Annotated in this window: 15 protein-coding genes, 1 pseudogene and 1 riboswitch; of the genes and pseudogenes, 7 read left to right on the top strand and 9 right to left on the bottom strand. The window is 73.0% G+C overall.

Annotation, left to right across the window (positions count from 1 at the left end; genetic code table 11):
• Positions 1–16: 16 nt before the first annotated feature.
• Positions 17–706 (bottom strand): helix-turn-helix transcriptional regulator, encoded by a 690-nt coding sequence (locus P3T29_RS20515; RefSeq protein ID WP_280717993.1) that lies wholly within the window; start codon positions 704–706, stop codon positions 17–19.
• 296 nt (positions 707–1,002) lie between these two features.
• A riboswitch (cobalamin riboswitch) is annotated at positions 1,003–1,089 on the top strand.
• A gap of 131 nt (positions 1,090–1,220) precedes the next feature.
• Here P3T29_RS20515 and P3T29_RS20510 point away from each other — a divergent pair.
• Genes P3T29_RS20510 through P3T29_RS20485 form a run of 6 tightly spaced genes read left to right on the top strand, consistent with a single transcriptional unit; the run spans position 1,221 to position 8,277 of the window.
• The gene (locus P3T29_RS20510; protein ID WP_280717992.1) at positions 1,221–2,264 is read left to right on the top strand and encodes a cobalamin biosynthesis protein; all 1,044 of its coding nucleotides are present in this window, start codon (positions 1,221–1,223) and stop codon (positions 2,262–2,264) included.
• Complete coding sequence (locus tag P3T29_RS20505; RefSeq protein ID WP_280717991.1) at positions 2,261–3,775, top strand: cobyric acid synthase; 1,515 nt, start codon at positions 2,261–2,263, stop codon at positions 3,773–3,775. The genes P3T29_RS20510 and P3T29_RS20505 overlap by 4 nt, the downstream gene beginning before the upstream one ends.
• Entirely contained in the window at positions 3,775–5,787 is a 2,013-nt protein-coding gene (locus P3T29_RS20500) for a putative cobaltochelatase (RefSeq protein ID WP_280717990.1), read from the top strand. Before P3T29_RS20505 ends, P3T29_RS20500 begins: the two co-directional genes overlap by 1 nt.
• 3 nt (positions 5,788–5,790) lie before the next feature.
• Positions 5,791–6,396: a cob(I)yrinic acid a,c-diamide adenosyltransferase gene (gene cobO / locus P3T29_RS20495; protein ID WP_280717989.1), complete on the top strand. Its 606-nt coding sequence runs from the start codon at positions 5,791–5,793 to the stop codon at positions 6,394–6,396.
• Positions 6,397–6,412: 16 nt separating this feature from the next.
• Positions 6,413–7,789, top strand: a complete 1,377-nt coding sequence (locus P3T29_RS20490; RefSeq protein WP_280717988.1) for a cobyrinate a,c-diamide synthase — start codon at positions 6,413–6,415, stop codon at positions 7,787–7,789.
• Positions 7,786–8,277: an OsmC family protein gene (locus P3T29_RS20485; protein WP_280717987.1), complete on the top strand. Its 492-nt coding sequence runs from the start codon at positions 7,786–7,788 to the stop codon at positions 8,275–8,277. Before P3T29_RS20490 ends, P3T29_RS20485 begins: the two co-directional genes overlap by 4 nt.
• On the opposite strand, the gene P3T29_RS20480 is transcribed toward P3T29_RS20485, so the two are convergent.
• Entirely contained in the window at positions 8,270–9,913 is a 1,644-nt protein-coding gene (locus P3T29_RS20480; RefSeq protein ID WP_280717986.1) for an APC family permease, read from the bottom strand. The two genes, P3T29_RS20485 and P3T29_RS20480, sit on opposite strands and share 8 nt — an antisense overlap.
• 156 nt (positions 9,914–10,069) lie before the next feature.
• A complete protein-coding gene (locus tag P3T29_RS20475) occupies positions 10,070–11,242 on the bottom strand; it encodes a hypothetical protein (protein WP_280717985.1) in 1,173 nt (390 codons plus the stop codon).
• A gap of 192 nt (positions 11,243–11,434) precedes the next feature.
• On the opposite strand from P3T29_RS20475, the gene cobC reads away from it, so the two are divergent.
• Positions 11,435–12,859 (top strand): Rv2231c family pyridoxal phosphate-dependent protein CobC, encoded by a 1,425-nt coding sequence (gene cobC, locus P3T29_RS20470; protein ID WP_280718054.1) that lies wholly within the window; start codon positions 11,435–11,437, stop codon positions 12,857–12,859.
• 102 nt (positions 12,860–12,961) lie between these two features.
• Here the strand turns inward: cobC and P3T29_RS20465 are convergent, their stop codons facing one another.
• The 6 genes and pseudogenes from P3T29_RS20465 to P3T29_RS20440 form a co-directional block, all read right to left on the bottom strand.
• The gene (locus tag P3T29_RS20465; protein WP_280717984.1) at positions 12,962–13,792 is read right to left on the bottom strand and encodes an MOSC N-terminal beta barrel domain-containing protein; all 831 of its coding nucleotides are present in this window, start codon (positions 13,790–13,792) and stop codon (positions 12,962–12,964) included.
• Between the two features lie 147 nt (positions 13,793–13,939).
• Entirely contained in the window at positions 13,940–15,064 is a 1,125-nt protein-coding gene (locus P3T29_RS20460) for a M48 family metalloprotease (RefSeq protein WP_280717983.1), read from the bottom strand.
• 124 nt (positions 15,065–15,188) lie between these two features.
• Positions 15,189–16,211 carry a glutamine synthetase gene (glnII, locus tag P3T29_RS20455; protein ID WP_280717982.1) on the bottom strand — a complete coding sequence of 341 codons (1,023 nt, stop codon included), beginning with the start codon at positions 16,209–16,211 and terminating at the stop codon, positions 15,189–15,191.
• Positions 16,212–16,399: 188 nt separating this feature from the next.
• Positions 16,400–17,350, bottom strand: coding sequence for an SCO1860 family LAETG-anchored protein (locus P3T29_RS20450; RefSeq protein ID WP_280717981.1), 951 nt, complete (start codon positions 17,348–17,350; stop codon positions 16,400–16,402).
• Between the two features lie 249 nt (positions 17,351–17,599).
• Positions 17,600–17,734: pseudogene (locus P3T29_RS20445) on the bottom strand (uracil-DNA glycosylase); the annotation flags it as partial.
• Positions 17,735–17,976: 242 nt separating this feature from the next.
• Complete coding sequence (locus P3T29_RS20440) at positions 17,977–18,444, bottom strand: MarR family transcriptional regulator (protein ID WP_280717980.1); 468 nt, start codon at positions 18,442–18,444, stop codon at positions 17,977–17,979.
• Between the last annotated feature and the right edge of the window lie 9 nt (positions 18,445–18,453).

The following is an 18,453-nucleotide window of genomic DNA, read 5'->3' as shown; positions in this document are numbered from 1 at the left end:
CGGCGGGTCGGACCGGTCAGACCGGGATGTCGGTCTCGTGCTGGGAGAGCAGCTCCCAGAAGCGCTGGCCGAGCGGCTTGGCGGGCGGCTGTTCGGCGACGGGCGCGGAGGTGCCCCAGTGCATCGGCACCAGGTACTCGCTCTGCAGGACGGCCAGCGTCTCCGAGAGCAGCTCGCGGGGGACGGGCACCAGGCGGGCGATCACCTTCAGCTGGGCCTGCCAGCGCCCGTCGACGCAGCTCCGCAGCCGGAGGTCCAGTTCGTCCTGACGGTTGGTCACGTACAGCAGTGCGCGCAGGCTCAGGCCGAGGGCGTGCGCCAGGGCGTACGACTGCTCGGTGTCACCGGCCCACTTGCCGGTCGCCTCGGCCTTCTCGTACACCGACACGGCGATGCCGATCCTGCGGGCCGCCTGCTCCACGGTCAGTTCCCGGGCCACCCGGAAGTCGCGCAGGCTGGCCGGGCGGGTGCCCATCAGTTGGGCCGGGGGGCACCAGAGGGCCCGGGAGAGTGCGATGAGCTCCTCTTCGGTCGGGCGGATCTCGCCGCTCTCCCAGCCGATGACGTGCCCGGGCAGCAGCCGGATGCCGTGGGCCGCCATCCCGTCGGCGACCTGTTCCGGGGTCAGGCCGAGCCCGACCCGGTGCGCCCGGGCGGCCGTCGGGGAGAAGGGCACGGGAGGGGGACCGGGCTGTCTGCGTCGCATGTCAAGTGACCGTACGGGGGTGCCCATACCGCCCACACCCGCCGAATGCACGAAGGCGGGCAGTCGCCCCCGAGTGGCACTTGTAGGATTCCACAAGCGACCTTGTTCGAATCGGCCTTCTACTCGGAGGTAGTGACGGACCATCGACAGGCTGCCAAGCTACGCGAGTAGCGCTCGCCCCGTCCCAGGTTCTGTCGGCGTGTCAGCGGGCACGACGTGTGACCAAGCCCTCCGGGCCCGTTGTTGACTCCCGGCCGAGCCCCGTGGTGGGATCCTTCAGCCAAACGGAGGCATGCAGAGGAAGCCGGTGAGAATCCGGCGCGGTCCCGCCACTGTCACCGGGAGCACGCCCCACGCGGGCCGGCCCGGAAGCCAGGAGACTCTCGCCCCCGGTACGTCGATCCAGGGCGCGGACCCTGAGTGAGGACACGCACGCCATGCAGGCTGCCCCGGTCGGGCCCCGACCGTTCGCACCAGGACCACTCGCCACCGGACCGCTTGCCACCGCTGCGCCGTGCGCGCGTTGAGCCGCGGCTCCGCCCTCGCGCTCGGTACGCTCGCGGGCTACCTGGCCGACGCCCGCTTCGCCGACCCCCGGCGCGGCCACCCGGTGGCCGCTTTCGGCACCGCCGCGAGCCGCCTGGAGCAGCGGCTCTGGCGGGACCACCGGGCCGTCGGCGCCCTCTACACGACGATCTGCGTAGGCACCGTCGCGGCCGGCGCGCTGCTCGCCGAGCGGACCGCCAGGCGTAGCTGGACGGGGCGGGCGACCCTGGCCGCTGCCGCGACCTGGACGGTGCTCGGCGGCGCGTCGCTCACCCGGGAGGCGCGCACCATCGGCCGTGCGCTCCGGGCGGACGACCTGAGCGCGGCCCGCGAGCGGCTGCCGCACCTGTGCGGACGCGACCCGAGCGCCTTGGACGAGGCGCAGATCGCCCGCGCCGTGGTCGAGTCGGTCGCCGAGAACACCGCCGACGCGGTGGTCAACGCCCTCTGCTGGGGGGCCATCGCCGGCACCCCCGGGCTGCTCGCCTTCCGCGCCGTCAACACCCTGGACGCGATGGTCGGCCACCGCTCACCGCGCCACCACCGCTTCGGCTGGGCCTCGGCCCGCCTGGACGACGTGGCCGGCTGGCCCGGCGCCCGGCTCACCGCGCTGCTGACGGTCACGGCGGCGCCCGAGCCGCGTACGGCCTGGCGGGTCTGGCGGCGCGACGGCTCCGCGCACCCGAGCCCCAACGCGGGCCAGGCGGAGTCCGCGTTCGCTGGTGCGCTGGGCGTCCGGCTGGGCGGCACGCTCACGTACGGGGACCGGGTCGAGCACCGGCCGGTGCTGGGCGCGGAGCTGCGGGCTGTCTCGGTCGACGACATCGAGCGGGCCTGTACGTTGTCCCGCCGGGTGGGGTTGCTGGCCCTTGCTGTGACGGTCGGTGCGAGGGTGCTTGGGCGGATTGGACGTGACGGCACCGTTCCTTCCGTTTCGCGCACGCAGTTGATGAGCAGAGCCTCGCGCCCCTGGTTGTGGCTGGCCGACTGCACTGGGAAGAGGAACGTATGAGTGGGGCTCTGCTGGTCGCTGGGACGACCTCGGATGCGGGAAAGAGTGTGGTCACGGCGGGGATCTGCCGGTGGCTGGCGCGGCAGGGTGTGCGGGTGGCGCCGTTCAAGGCGCAGAACATGTCGCTGAACTCGTTCGTAACAGCCGACGGCGCCGAGATCGGCCGGGCGCAGGCGATGCAGGCGGCGGCGGCCCGGGTGGAGCCGGAGGCGGCGATGAATCCGGTGCTGCTGAAGCCGGGGGCCGACGGGCGGAGCCAGGTGGTGCTGCTCGGGAAGGCGGTGGCCGAGGTCGGGGCGCTGGACTACCGCGAGCGCAAGCCCGTCCTGCTGGAACGGTCGCTGGAGTGCCTGGCCGACCTGCGGCAGCGGTACGAGGTGGTGATCTGCGAGGGTGCGGGCTCGCCCGCCGAGATCAACCTGCGGGACCGGGACATCGCCAACATGGGCCTGGCCGTGGCCGCGAAGCTGCCAGTGGTGGTGGTCGGCGACATCGACCGGGGTGGGGTCTTCGCCGCGATGTTCGGGACGCTGGCGCTGCTCTCCGCCGAGGACCAGCGGCACGTGGCCGGCTGGTTCGTCAACAAGTTCCGGGGCGACGCCCGGCTGCTCGCCCCCGGCCTGGAGATGCTGCGCGAGCTGACGGGCCGTCCGGTGCTGGGCACGCTGCCGATGCTCTCCGGCCTCTGGCTGGACGCCGAGGACTCGCTCGACCTCACGACGGTGGTCGAGCGCGGCGACGTACGCGGGCCCGTCGGCGCGGACGTGCTGCGGGTGGCCGTGGTGCGCTTCCCGCGCCTGTCGAACTTCACCGACCTGGACGCGCTGGCGCAGGAGCCGGGCGTGCTGGTCCGCTGGGCCACCCGGCCCGAGGAGCTGGCCGACGCCGACCTGGTGATCCTGCCCGGCAGCCGGGCGACGGTGGCCGACCTGGCGTGGCTGCGCGAGCGCGGGTTGGAGGCACCGCTGCGCGCGCGGGTGGCGGACGGGCGGCCGGTGCTCGGGGTCTGCGGCGGGTACCAGATGCTCGGCCGGGAGATCGTGGACGAGGTCGAGTCCCGGGCCGGCACGGTCGCCGGTCTCGGACTGCTGCCGACCCGGGTGGTGTTCGGGCGGGAGAAGGTGCTCACCCGGCCGGTCGGCGAGGCGTACGGCGAGCGGGTCGAGGGGTACGAGATCCACCACGGCGTGGTGGAGGTCGAGGGGGGCACGGCCTTCCTGGACGGCTGCCGCGTCGGCGCGGTCTGGGGGACGACCTGGCACGGCGCGCTGGAGAACGACGGCTTCCGGCGCGCGCTGCTGCGCGAGGTCGCCGAGCTCGCGGGACGGGCGTTCGTCCCGGCGCCCGACACCTCGTTCGCGGCGGCTCGGGAGGAACGCCTCGACCGGCTCGGCGACCTGATCGAGGAACACGCCGACACCGACGCACTGTGGAAGCTGATCGAGGGCGGGGTGCCCGGCGACGGGCTGCCGTTCGTACCGCCGGGCGCGCCCCGGCCTCTGGAGAACTGATGAGTGACGTCCGATACCCGTTCACCGCGATCGTCGGCATGGCCGACCTGCGGCTCGGGCTGCTGCTCAACGCGGTCTCCCCCGCCGTCGGCGGAGTGCTCGTACGCGGCGAGAAGGGCACCGCCAAGTCGACCATGGTCCGCGCGCTCGCCGGGCTGCTGCCGTCGATCGCCACCGTCCCCGGCTGCCGGTTCGCCTGCGACCCCGCCTCCACCGACCCGCAGTGCCCGGACGGTCCGCACGAGGTCTCCGCCCAGGACGACCGGCCCGCGTACCTGGTGGAGCTGCCGGTCGGCGTCTCCGAGGACCGGATCGTCGGCTCGCTGGACCTGGAGCGGGCGCTCGCCGAGGGCGTGAAGGCGTACGAGCCGGGCCTGCTGGCCAAGGCGCACCGGGGCGTGCTCTACATCGACGAGGTCAACCTCCTCCAGGACCACGTGGTGGACCTGCTGCTGGACGCCGCCGCGATGGGCAGGTCGTACGTCGAGCGCGAGGGCGTGTCGGTGCGGCACGCGGCGCGCTTCCTGCTGGTCGGCACGATGAACCCGGAGGAGGGTGAGCTGCGGCCGCAGCTGCTCGACCGGTTCGGGCTGACCGTGGAGATCGCCGCCACCCGGGACCCGGCCGAGCGCGCCGAGGTGGTCCGGCGCCGGCTCGCGTACGACGCCGACCCGGACGGCTTCGCCGCGCGGTTCGCCGCCGAGGAGCAGGAGCTCGCCGAACGGATCACCACCGCCCGGGAGTTGCTTCCGCAGGTGGAGCTGAGTGATGTGGCACTCCGTCAGATCACCGCCGTATGCGCGGCGTTCGAGGTGGACGGGCTGCGCGCGGACATCGTGATGGCCCGCACGGCCGTCGCGCTGGCCGCCTGGAACGGGCGGACGGAGGTGCTGGAGGAGGACGTCCGCAAGGCCGCGCAGCTGGCCCTGCCGCACCGGCGTCGCCGCAACCCCTTCGACGCACCCGGGTTGGACGAGGAGCAGCTCGACCGGACCCTGGACGAGCACTCCGGCGAGGACCCCTCGGACGGCCCCGACGATGACGGCCCGAACGGCGGCGGCGCCCCCGAGCCGAGCGGCGGGGACACCCCCGACGCCCCTGACGGCAGCGCGGCCGACCCCTCCGACGAGCCCGGCGGGACGGTCCCACAGCAGGGCGGGCCCGCGAAGGCCCCCGTGGCCGCCGCCGGGGAGCCGTACCGAACCAAGCTGTTCAAGGTGCCCGGCACCGGGAAGGGCGCCCAGGGGCGCCGCTCCCCCGCCGAGACGGACGGCGGGCACACCATCCGGGCCCGGCAGCCGCAGGGCCACCTCACCCGGCTGCACCTCAGCGCGACGCTGCAGGCCGCCGCGCCGCACCAGGTCGCCCGGGGGCGGGATTCGCGCGCGCTGGTGCTGCGCCGGGACGACTTCCGGGAGCAAGTACGGCAGGGCCGGGAGTCCAACCTCGTGCTGTTCCTGGTGGACGCCTCCGGTTCGATGGCGGCCCGGCAGCGGATGACGGCCGCCAAGGGCGCGGTCATGTCGCTGCTGATGGACGCCTACCAGCGCCGCGACAAGATCGGCATGATCACCTTCCGGGGCTCCGGCGCGGAGCTGGCGCTGCCGCCGACCTCCTCGGTCGAGGTCGGCGCTGCCCGGCTGGAGCAGCTGCCGACCGGCGGCCGTACGCCGCTCGCGGCCGGTCTGCTGCGCGCGCACGAGGTGCTGCGGGTGGAGCGGATGCGTGATCCGCACCGCCGTCCGCTGCTGGTCGTCGTCACCGACGGGCGGGCCACCGGCGGCCGCGACGCGCTGGAGCGCGCCGGACAGGCGGCCGGGCTGCTCGCCGGGCAGGGGCTGGCCAGCGTGGTGCTGGACTGCGAGGCGGGCCCGGTGCGGCTCGGCCTGGCCCGTACGCTGGCCGCTCAACTCGGCGGCCCGGCCGTCACGTTGGACGAGCTGCGCGCCGAAGGCGTCGCCGCTCTGGTGCACGCGCACCGCCCCGCCCACGCCAACCGAAAGGCAGCCTGAGCCATGCCGAAGGGTATCCCCGAGACCGTCCCCGACGACGGTCTGACGACTCGTCAGCGCCGCACGCTGCCGATCACCGCCGTGCACACCGGCCCCGGCAAGGGCAAGTCCACCGCCGCCTTCGGGATGGCGCTGCGGGCCTGGAACCAGGGCTGGCCGATCGGGGTGTTCCAGTTCGTGAAGTCCGCCAAGTGGAAGGTCGGCGAGGAGAACGCGCTGCGCGTCCTCGGCGCGTCCGGCGAGGGCGGCACGGTGGCCTGGCACAAGATGGGCGAGGGCTGGTCCTGGGTCCAGCGCTCCACCGAGGCGGAGATCTCCAGCGAGGAGGCCGCCAAGGAGGGCTGGGAGCAGGTCAAGCGCGATCTGGCCGCCGAGACCTACCGCTTCTACGTGCTGGACGAGTTCACCTACCCCATGCACTGGGGCTGGGTCGACGTGGACGAGGTGGTGGCCGTGCTGAAGGACCGCCCCGGCAGCCAGCACGTGGTGATCACCGGCCGCTACGCCAAGGAGCCGCTCACCGAACTCGCCGACCTGGTCACCGAGATGACCAAGGTGAAGCACCCCATGGACGCGGGCCGCAAGGGCCAGCGCGGTATCGAGTGGTAGAGCGCAGCTGATCCTGTTGAACCCGTTGAACATCCCCCGTCTCGTCATCGCCGCACCCTCCTCGGGTGCGGGCAAGACCACCGTCGCCACCGGGCTGATGGCCGCCCTCAGCGCCCGGGGCCTGGCCGTCTCGCCGCACAAGGTCGGCCCGGACTACATCGACCCCGGCTACCACGGGCTGGCCGCCGGGCGGCCCGGGCGGAACCTGGACGCCTTCATGTGCGGGCCGGAGCGGATCGCGCCGCTCTTCCTGCACGGCGCCGCCGGGGCCGATGTCGCGGTGGTCGAGGGCGTGATGGGGCTGTTCGACGGAGCGGCCGGGCGGGGTGAGCTGTCCTCGACGGCGCATGTCGCCAAGCTGCTGCGCGCTCCGGTGGTGCTGGTGGTCGACGCCTCCTCGCAGTCCCGGTCAGTGGCGGCGCTGGTGCACGGCTTCGCCTCCTGGGACCCGGAGGTGCGGCTCGCCGGGGTGATCCTCAACCGGGTCGCCTCGGACCGGCACGAGGAGCTGCTGCGGGAGGCGTTGGAGGAGGGCTCGGGCATCCCGGTGCTCGGCTCGGTGCGGCGAACGGCGTCGGTCGCCACGCCGTCCCGGCACCTCGGGCTGATCCCGGCCGTCGAGCGCTCGGCAGACGCTCTGCGGGCCGTCCGGGACATGGGTGAACTGGTCGGCGCCTCGGTCGACTTGGACGCCGTGCTCGCGCTCGCCCGGAGCGCACCGCCGCTCTCCGGCCCGGCCTGGTCGGCCGCCGAGGAGGTCACGCCGGTGGCCGGACGGCCCCGGATCGCGCTCGCCTCGGGGGCGGCGTTCTCGTTCTCGTACGCGGAGAACACCGAGTTGCTGGCGGCGGCGGGCGCGGAGGTCGTCCCGTTCGACCCGCTGCACGACCCGGCGCTGCCGGAGAACGTCGCGGGCCTGGTGATCGGGGGCGGGTTCCCCGAGATGTACGTCTCCGAGCTGAGCGCCAACGCGTCGCTGCGCGCGTCGATCGCCGAACTCGCCGCCTCGGGCGCGCCGGTGAGCGCGGAGTGCGCCGGACTGCTCTACCTGGGACGGGAGTTGGACGGCGTCCCGATGTGCGGCGTGCTCGAGACCACCGCCCGGATGACCGAACGCCTCACCCTCGGCTACCGCGAGGCCGTCGCCCTCGGCGACAACGTCCTTGCGGCAGCGGGCACCCGGGTCCGGGGCCACGAGTTCCACCGTACGGTCTGCGAGCCCGGCGCCGGCGAGCAGCCCGCCTGGGCCTGGCGCGGGCCCGCCGGGCCACGCACCGAGGGCTTCGCGAGCGGTTCCGTCCACGCCTCCTACCTGCACCTGCACTGGGCGGGCGCACCGCAGCTGGCCGAGCGGCTGGTGGGCGAGGCGGCCTCTCGTACACTTCTCCCGTGATCACACCGCCCAAGCTCCACACGTACACCACCCAGGTCACCTGGACGGGCAACACCGGTAGTGGAACCAGCGGTTACCGCTCCTACGAGCGCGCCCACGAGGTGTCGGCGGACGGCCGACCGGCCATCCCCGGCAGCTCGGACCCGTCCTTCCGGGGTGATCCGACGCGCTGGAACCCCGAGCAGCTGTTGCTCGCCTCGCTCTCGCAGTGCCACCTGCTCTGGTACCTGCACTACTGCTCGGTCAACGGCGTCGTCGTCACCTCGTACGTCGACGAGCCGGTGGGCACGATGGCGGAGACGGCCGACGGCGGTCATTTCACCGAGGCCGTGCTGCGGCCCCGGATCGAGGTCGCCGAGGCGTCGATGGCCGAACGGGCCGTCACGCTGCACACCGACGCGCACCGGTCCTGCTTCATCGCCAACTCCGTCAACTTCCCGGTCCGGCACGAGCCGACGGTAACCGTGGCGGGCACCGGGCTCAGCTGAGCTCGTCCACGACCTCGACGCCCCTGATGTTGCGCTCGATCTCCTCCACCGGCAGGGCCACCCGCATCGCCCAGTAGTAGATGCCCAGGGAGAAGGCCACGATCACCACGATGTCCCACCAGAGCGGCAGGTTCAGCTTGGCTCCGGCGCCGAACTGGCCCTGCCAGGAGATCAGACCCATGCCGATCAGGTAGACCGGCAGCCACTGGCCCGCCTTGAAGTCCATCCGTGGAGCGACCGGCAGCCGCTTGGCCTGCGCGTAGGCGGCGTAGGAGCCGAGCAGCAGGTAGCCGAGCAGGATCGACACGCCGAGCCGCCAGAGCGTGTCCCAGCCCGCCCAGTAGATCACCAGGCTGGCGACGGCGAACGCCACCGGCGAGATCACCGATCCGGCCGGCAGGTGGTAGGACCGCTCCAGCGCCGGGAGCCGCTTGCGCAGCACCCCGAAGGACAGCGGGGCACCGGCGTACATCAGCACCACCGCCGACGTGATGAAGCTGACCAGCTTCTGCCAGCTGGGGAAGGGCAGGAAGCAGAGCAGACCGGCCACGAAGGCGACGATCAGGCCGATCCAGGGGACGGAGCGGCGGTCGGTGGCCTGCATGGTCTGCGGGGCGTAGCCGTTGCGGCTCAGCCCGTACGTGATGCGGGAGCTGGAGGTGATGTAGATCAGGCCCGTGCCGAAGGGCGAGATGATCGCGTCGATGTAGAGGATGCTGGCCAGCCAGCCCAGCCCGATGACCGTCGCCAGGCCCGCGAACGGGCCGCTGATCCCGGCATAGGTGAGCTTGTCCCAGCCCCCGGCGAAGGACGAGGTCGGCAGGGCGCCGATGAAGACCACCTGGAGCAGGATGTAGATCAGACTGCCGAGCAGCACCGAGCCCAGCACCGCGCGAGGGATGTCCCGGCGCGGGTGCATGCTCTCGCCGGCCCACTGGATCGCCTGCTCGAAGCCGAGCAGCGCGAAGATGACCCCGCTGGTACTGATCGCCGACAGCACGCCCCGGGCGCCGAACGGCGCGAATCCCTGCGAGCTGAAGTTGCTGCCGTGGAACTCCTTCACCGCGAACACGAAGATGGTGAGCAGCGGGACGGCCACCTTCCACCAGGTGGCCGCGCTGTTGGTGTGCGAGAGCCATTTGACGCCGAGGAAGTTGATCGCGACGAAGACCGCGAGCAGGCCGACCGCGACGGCGAAGCCGGAGCTGGTCAGGGTCCCGTTGGCGGGGTGCTGGAGGCCGTCGGCCCAGGACCAGTGCCGGGCGTAGCCGATCATCGCCTGCACCTCGATCGGCGCGATGGTCGCCGCCTGCAGCCAGGAGAACCAGCCGAAGGACATGCCCGCGAAGCCGCCGAAGGCGTAGTGCGGGTAGCGGGCCGTCCCGCCCGCCACCGGGAAGAGCCCGCCCAACTCGGCGTGCACCAGGGCCAGCAGGATGATCGCCACCGCGCCGATGCCCCACGAGAGCAGCGCGGCGGGCCCGGCCGCCTTGGCGGCCTTCTCCGCGCCGAACAGCCAGCCGGAACCGATGATCGCACCGACCGAGGCCCAGAGCAGGCCGATCAGCCCGACTTCGCGGCGCAGGGCGTGCTTGGGCGACGAGGAGGGGGAGAGCTGGCCAGTCGGTGATGCCATGGTGCGGCCTCTCGGATCGCGGCAGTATGGTGCGACCCTGCCGTGCCCCAGGGCCGTACCGCTCGTGCGGCCGGGGCACACGCCGGGACAGCCACTCTCCCGGCCGAGTTGTCATACCGGGCGACCCGCTCACCCACAGCCGGCGGGAGTTCGACGTCAGTCCCAGCGGGACCAGGCGTCGTCCTCCGGCACCGGCTGGGGCTGCCGGGGCCCGGGCAGCGGTGCGCGGTAGGCGAGTTGGGCGGCTGTGACGGCGAGCAGCGCCTCGCGCGGGTCGGCGAGGCCGATCAGGGCCGGGGTGCCGTCGTACGCCAGGGGCCAGCCGATCACGCCGAATCCGCGCGCCGCCGGGCCGGGGGCAGCCGGTTCGGTCACCAGGTCGCCGTCGAGCACGGCCGGCGGGCGCAGCGCGGTGAGCCTCGCCTCGACCAGGCGGGTCCGGCCGACGTGCCAGGTGGCGATCAGCCGGCGGTTGGTCAGCACGTACACCGAACGGGTGACCCGTGCGCGGCGCAGCAGGACACTGCCCACCGCCTGGCCGAGCCCGAGGGTCGTTCCGACGCCTCCTGCGCCGATCGAGAGGACGGCCGGGCCCTGCGCGGCGAACAGCAGCGACATCACCACGAACAGGACCCCGTACCCGGAGTCCAGCAGGTCGGCGGAGCCGTACCACCAGCGGACCCGGGCCGGGCGCCCGGTCCAGAGCACCTGCTCCCCGGCCGCGAGCTCGACCGCCGGGGGCAGCTCGCCCCGGTGGACGTCCGTCCGGTGCGGCCGGACGACTCCGTCCAGCATGGCGCGGCGCGCCTCGGCCGCCACCTGCCACGCACGCTCGGCATCCGGCAGCGCGCGGAGCTCGGGGCACCGCCCGCCGTCCACGCCGGGCCGGAACCGGGACGCGACGAGTTCGAACGGGCTGCGGTGACTCGGGGCCTTGAAGAGCAGGTCACGGCCGTTCAGGAACGGCTCGGCCAGGCCGTCCAGCCACCATGAGGCCGTCCCTGTGGTGCCCGTGACCAGCACCCGCCGGTCGGTGATCCGATACACCTCAAGGCGGCGGGCCGCCGGCAGGGTCCAGACCAGGTGGCAGGCCACCCGTACGAAATTGGCCGCTCCGGCGAGCAGGAGGAGTCCCCGTGCGGCCTTCGCGGTCCAGGACGTGCCATGCCCGATCAGGACCGTCAGCACCATGAGGGCGACCACGACCGGGACCACGAGCAGCACCACGATCCCGGTCCGTCTGTCCGCTCCGGGTGGCACCCGCCCCGGTCTACCCGTCCACAGCAGTTTTTCGTCCGGCAGCAGTTGTTCGTCGGAGACCGACTCCATGATCCCTCCAGGGTTCGGAGGCACATCCTGGCACCGGCCGTCGGACGTCACCGCGCCGGGTGGGTTCCGGCCGAGGTAGGCGGGTGCCGGCTTCGCGCGTCCCTTCTTCGGTGGCCGCTTGCCCGGGCTGTCGGGGGCGTGGTGGGATTCCGGGACTTGGTCCGTACGTGAGAGGGATGCCCGTTGGGAGTCGTGGTGGGGGTCGGTGCCGGGCGGGGTGTGCCGGCCCGCGAGGTGCTCGAGCTGGTCGACGCGGCGCTCGCGGCGGCGGGGCTGTCGCGCCCGGACGTCTGCCGGCTGGCCACCGTCGACACCAAGAGCGAAGAACCCGCCCTGCGCACGGTGGCCCGGCTGCTCGGGGTGCCGCTGACCGGCTACCCGGCGGCGGCGCTGGCCGCCGTCCCCGTACCGCACCCGTCCCCCAGGGTGCTGGCCGCCGTCAGGACGCCGAGCGTCGCCGAGGCGGCCGCCCTGCTCGGCGCCGGTGACGGCGGGCAACTGGTCGTCCGCAAGCGGAAGTCGGCCCGGGCCACTGCCGCGATAGCCCGTCTCAGCCAACCCTGGAGTACGCACGTGCCGACCGAGCCCGACCTCCGCCACCACGGCGACGCCGAAGTCCGCGACAGCGGCGGCCTGGTGGACCTCGCGGTCAACGTACGGACCGGAACTCCCCCCACCTGGCTGCGCGAGCACCTCGCCGCGACCCTCACCGGCCTCGCCGCGTACCCCGAGGGCTCGGCCGCGCGGGCCGCCGTCGCCGCCCGGCACCGGCGGCCCGTGGACGAGGTGCTGCTGACCTCCGGCGCGGCGGAGGCGTTCGTCCTGCTGGCCCGAACTCTCCGACCACGGCACGCGGTTGTCGTGCACCCCCAGTTCACCGAGCCCGAGGCCGCGCTGCGCGACGCCGGACACACCGTCCACCGCGTACTGCTCTCGCCGCAGGACGGCTTCCGGCTCACTCCCGGGGCGGTGCCGCCCGAGGCCGACCTGGTGGTCGTCGGCAACCCCACCAACCCGACCTCCGTCGTCCACCCCGCCGCCGAACTCGCCGCCCTGGCCCGGCCCGGCCGGACCCTGGTCATCGACGAAGCCTTCATGGACACCCTCCCCGGCGAGACCGAGTCCCTGGCCTCGGTACGCGAACTCCCCGGCCGGGTGGTGGTGTTGCGCAGCCTGACCAAGACCTGGGGCCTGGCCGGCCTGCGGATCGGCTACGTCCTCGCACCCGCCGCACTGATCGCCGAACTGGCGACGGCGCAACCGCTCTGGCCCGTCTCCAGCCCCGCACTGGCCGCCGCCGAGGTGTGCAGCGCACCCGCCGCGCTGGCCGAGGCCGAGCTGGCCGCCCGGACGACCGTCGAGCAACGCGCCTATCTGCTCAAGGGGTTGGGGTCCATTCCGGCGGTCCGGACGTACGGCGAACCGGCCGCCTCCTTCCTGCTGATCGAACTGCCCGGCGCGGCGGAGGTCAGGGAGCGCCTGCGCGACGCCGGCTTCGCCGTCCGGCGCGGCGACACCTTCCCCGGACTCGGGCCGGACTGGCTGCGGATCGCCGTCCGGGACGAGCGGACGACGGACCGCTTTGTCGCTGCGCTGGCTGCGAGTGTCCGCGGTTAGCCAGGTGCGCTGATCAGGGGTGCGGGGGGCCTGCGCGCCATCGGGAGGTGCGGGTCGTTGCCTTCCGGTTTCGCGCAGTTCCCCGCGCCCCTGTCTGTGCGCCTACAGCAGCTTGACCACGTCGCCCAGGCTGATGCGTCCGGGGCGCAGGACCTTGGCGTAGGCGCCTGCGCAGGCCAGCGGGCCGATGCCGGGCAGGGGTTCGATCCGGTTGAACCGGTCGGGCAGGCTGAACGCGTGGGTGTCCGGGGGGAAGACGCCGTGGGCGAGCGTCGGCATCGCGCAGCGCGGGGTGGGTATCAGCACCTGGATCCGCAGGTCGGGCCCGACGGACAGCTCGCGGTCGACCCAGTCGTTCTCCGCGAAGGGCGGGCCGTCCGAACGGATGACCAGGTTCGGGCGGTACCGGGCGGCTCCCAGCACCCCGCGCGGGCTGTGCACGGCCATCCCGTCGAGGGTCGCCGTGGTCAGCAGGTGCAGGGGCGCGTAGTCGAAGAACGTCCCGGCGGGCGCGGCCTTGCCGAACTCGACGACTGCGTGCGGGACTTCGACCTCGACGCCGTGGCGGAGCACCTCCTCCGGCACGGACCGCAGCAGGGTCGCCCCGGGCGGCCGGGTGTGGATCAGCGAGACCCGCCGCCCGAGCAGCTCCGAGAGGACGCCGTCCACCCCGGGTTCGTCGCTCCAGAGCAACTTGCCGGTGGGCTGGGTGATCCGGATTCCCCGCTCGGTGAATGCCGCCGACAATGTCAGTAGTTGACGCCACCGGTACGGGTTCTTCGCGCTCGCGATCCGGCCGGTGTCCAGGTCGAGCAGCGCCGCCGTGCGGTCCCCGGTGAGCCCGCGCTCGGTCACCTCGCTCGACACGATCTCCTCTCCCAGCAGGGATTTCACCGGGTGGCGCCGCAGGGCCTGGATCTTTCCCAGGATCATGACGTCACCTGGCCAGGGCTTGGTGCTTCCGGTCGGGTTTGCTGCGGCATCGCCGTCCTCCTTGCCTCGGTGACGGCCGGATTGTCCGCGACGCACCCCGGTTCGCGCCACCCGAATATCAGCGGCCCCGAACGTGGTCCTGTCGGATCAGGGCTTCCAGGCGCGGGCGGCGGCGATCCGGCGGACCGCGCTGGGGTGGGTCGCGAAGAGCAGCTCCAGCAGCCTGGGCGGATCCACGTCCGAGACGTTGGCGACCGCGAGCCGACGCTGCATGGCGATGAACCCGTCCGGGTCGGCGGTGAGTTCGAGGGCGTGCCGGTCGGCCCGGGTCTCGATCCGGCGGCTGGCCGCGCACTGCGGCGGCCCGGCCAGCAGGCTCAGCACGGCCGCGCAGGCGGCCAGCAGCGGCAGTGAGCGCGGGTCGGCGACACCCGGTGCCCCGGCCGCCGAGAGCAGCGGCTGCCAGGCCGCCGACAGGCCGAGCAGACAGACCGCGAGGGCCGCGCCCAGCGCGCCGAGCAGCGTGCCGGTGAGAACGTCGCGGTGCTTGACGTGCCCCAGCTCGTGGGCCACCACCAACTCCACCTCGCGCGGCTCGGCGGTGTGCAGCAGCGTGTCGTAGGTGACGATCCGCCGGGTCGCGCCGAGGCCGGAGACGTACGCGTTGAGCGCGGTGGTGCGGCGCGAGGCGTCGGCGACCAAGACGTCCTTGACCCGGATCGCGTCACGTTCGGCGAGACGCAGCAGGGCGCTGCGCTGCGGGCCGGGCTCCATCGGCGTGAAGCGGTTGAACACCGGCTCCACCAGCAGCGGGTAGAGGAAGGACAGCGCGGCCACCAGCAGCGCCGCCACCCCGGCGGCGGGCAGCCACCAGTGCTGCGGGGACCACTCGGTGAGCGCGTACAGGCCGTACACGGCGGCGAGCGCGAGCGGCAGCGTGAGCGCGAGGCCGCGCAGCACGTCCAGCGCCCAGCCGCCCCAGCCCTGGGTGACCAGGCCGTACCCGGTACGGATCGCGCGGACCCGGGCGGTGAACGGCAGCCCGACGGCCTGGCCGAGCAGGACCAGCACCGCCGTCCCGCCCAGCACTTCGGCCGTCCGCGAGCCGCCGAACAGCCCGCCGACCGCCGTCACCAGCCCGGCTCCGGCCGGGGTGAGCCCGAGCACGAGGGTGAGCAGCAGCCCGGCCGCCCGGCCGCCGAGTGCCCAGGGCACCTGCGCGCGGCGCAGCGCCCGCCCTCGGGCCACCTGCTCGGGGGTGAAGTCGTCCATGCCCCACAGTCTTCCGTACCGGAGGGCAACCGGGAGACGGCCGGGAGACGGAGAACGCCCGCCGGTCCTGGGCGGGACCGGCGGGCGTTCGGTTCAGCTGTTCAGCCGTGTGGGGCTGGGCGGATCAGACCTGGCCGGCCTTCTCCAGGGCGGAGCAGCAGGTGTTGACCATCAGGCGGGTCACCACGTACGGGTCGACGTTCGCGTTCGGGCGACGGTCCTCGATGTAGCCCTTCTGGTCCACCTCGACCTGCCACGGGATGCGGACCGAGGCGCCACGGTCGGACACGCCGTAGGAGTACACGTTCCACGGGGCGGTCTCGTGCAGGCCGGTCAGGCGGGACTCGATGCCGAAACCGTACTGCTTGACGTGCTCCAGGACCTTCTCCTGCGAGGCGCCGAGCGACTCGCAGGCGGTGATGATGGCGTCGTAGCCCTCACGCATGGCCTTGGTGGAGAAGTTGGTGTGCGCACCCGCGCCGTTCCAGTCGCCACGGACCGGCTTGGCGTCCAGGGTGGCGTCGATGCCGAACTCCTCGGCGGTGCGGTAGAGCAGGTAGCGGGCGACCCACATGTGGTCGGAGACGGTCAGCGCGTCGACCGGGCCGATCTGGAACTCCCACTGGCCCGGCATGACCTCGGCGTTGATGCCGCAGAGCGCGAGGCCGGCCGCGAGGCAGCGGTCCATGTGCAGCTCGACGATCTCGCGGCCGTAGACCTCTTCGGCGCCGACGCCGCAGTAGTAGCCGCCCTGCGGGGCCGGGAAGCCGCCCTCGGGGAAGCCGAGCGGGCGGGAGCCCTTGAAGAAGGTGTACTCCTGCTCGATGCCGAAGATCGCCTCCTGAGCGGCGAACTGCTCGGAGATCGGGCGCAGCAGGGCGCGGGTGTTCGAGGCGTGCGGGGTGCCGTCGATCTCGAAGACCTCGCAGAGCACGAGGATGTTGTCGCCACCGCGGATCGGGTCCGGGAAGGACGCGACCGGCTCGAGCACCCGGTCCGAGGCGTGGCCCTCGGCCTGGTTGGTGGAGGAGCCGTCAAAGCCCCAGGTCGGCAGCTTGTCAGCGTTGGCCAGGATCCGAGTCTTGGAACGGAGCTTGGCGGTCGGCTGGGTGCCGTCGATCCAGATGTACTCGGCCTTGATTGCCACGGCTTACCTCGCAACTTGAGTGGTGGGTGCCCGCGTAGCGTCGCAAGCCGCCGTTTCCCGGTTGTTCCTCCTATGTGACGCCCGTGTAAACCAACCGTCCGCAGTGGCACGCTCACGCTGCGGCAGTGCCATTGCCGATGCCATCGGCAGTGCCTTGGGGGCGCGCGGCTGGCATCGCGCGCCCTGCGTCAGTGCCGGCGCGCGTGGGCGCGGCGGCGCCGGGTCGTCCAGAGGGCGGCGCCGCCTGCGGCGAGCAGTGCTCCCGAGCCCGCCAGCAGGGTCCCGGTGCCACTGCTGCCGGTGAAGGCGAGGCTCCGGCCGGGGGCGGGGACGGCGCTGGTGTCGACGGCGGGGACGATACCGGGCGCGCCGGAGGCGGCCGGCTGGGACGGCGGCACGGAAGCGGGGGCGGACGAGGGCGCACCGGCCCCGCCCGCCACCGGCTTCTCACAGGTGACGGAGGCGACCGTGATCCGGCCGGTGACCTTGGCGACGTTCAGGTTGAGCGGGTTCAGCGCCACCTGCACCTCCAGCGCGGAGGCGGCGGCCGTACTGGAGGTGGTGGTGTGCCTGGAGAACTCGATGTCCACACTACCGATCGCCGGGACCTCTACATGGGTCGGCCCGTTGAGCCCCAGCGCCACGGACCTGCCGAGCACCGTCATCCGGGCGGGCGAGGTGACCTTGGCCGTCGGCGGCCCGTCGACCGGGCAGGTGACCTCGGCGCTCAGCGCCTCCAGACGCAGCAGGGCGGTGAGCGGCAGACCGGGCGCATGCACGTCCGCGCCGACCAGACTGACGGAGGCGGCGGCGCCGCGCGCGTCGGCCCGGGTGACGGACTTGCCGACCTCGGCCTTGACCAGGGTGACCGGACGCTGCCGGTCCACGCCGTCCACCTTGGCGGTCAGCAGCGCGCCGTCGCGCTGCGCCGGGCTCTCCACCTTGTTCAACGCTATGTCGACGGGGACGTCCACCCCGTTGTCCAGCAGGCTGACGTCCAGCTGGAGCTCGGCAGTGACGGCAGTGGCCTTCCCGGGCGAGGCCGGGACGTCGTCGGCGTGCGCGACGGAGAGCGGCAGACCGGTGGCGAGGGCAGCGGCCGCCAGGGCGGCGGCAGCGGTGGTACGCAGAGCGGACACAGGGGATCCCTAGATATGACGGGCCGACAGGTGCCGTCAGTCTGGATCGCACCGTCCGTCACACGAGTAACACTATGTGTTAGTTCACTCGTTGGGGTGAACTACCGAAGTGGGAGCAGACCCCCGTGCCGCTCCCACATCGGTGCCCTGGACTGCGGGTCAGATCATCGTCAACCCGTCCGGCCGCCCGCAAGGCGTTCGGACACTCCCGGACGACCCCGGACACCTCGAACCGGCAGGCTCGCGCCGCTACGGCAGCCGCCAGTCCACGGGCTGGGCCCCCTGCCGGACCAGCAGGTCGTTGACCCTGCCGAACGGGCGGGAGCCGAAGAAGCCCCGGTCGGCGGACATCGGGCTCGGGTGCGCGGACTCCACCAAGGGCACCTGCGATGACGACGTCGATGTCCTTGACGGCGTCCTCGAAGCGGACGGCGGTGTAGTCAACGACCCAGCGCGAGGCACAGGTCGCGGGCGCGCCGTGGCCGGCGGCCATGGCCGCACGCGTTCCAGAAGTGGGTGAAGACTCGTCGATGGCCCTCTTGCGGTGAGCCGCACCCGTGGTGGATGTCTTCGGCCAGGCGTTTGGCCGCATATGGGTGCGACCCTGGTTGTCAGTCAGGGATCGGCTATGGGCGTTGCGGGTTTCGCATCTTCGTCAGCAGCGCGAGCAGGGTGTCCTGCTCCTGCGCATCGAGACCGGCGAACAGCCCGGAGCCGTGCAGCCGCGCCCTCAGCGCCTCCCACAGTTCGTGCCCCTGTTCGGTGAGGACCAGGGTGCGCTTGCGTCCGTCGGCGGGATGGGGCTGACGGGCGACGAGTCCCATGCTCTGGAGTTTGTCGGCGGCGAGACTCACCGTGGAAGGGTCGCAGTGCAGGCGGGCCGCCACATCCCGCATCGTCGGCGGCTGGGTTCCCGGGGCAAGCGCCCACAGCGTGCCGGCGACGGAGGCCGGGACCCCGAACTCGCCGAGCACCTGGGCCACGACCGCATCCGCAGCGTTTCCCACCTCCACGAGAACACGGACGATCTCGGCCTTCCGCTCGACGTCCGCGCGGTGAGCCACCACTGCCTCCACGTCACTACCCACAGTCATGCGGCCATG

This window comes from Kitasatospora sp. MAP5-34, assembly GCF_029894335.1.
In the GTDB taxonomy this organism is placed as follows: Bacteria; Actinomycetota; Actinomycetes; order Streptomycetales; family Streptomycetaceae; genus Kitasatospora.
The sequence above is the reverse complement of the archived record's forward strand: the minus strand, read 5'-3'. Positions and strand labels throughout refer to the sequence as shown.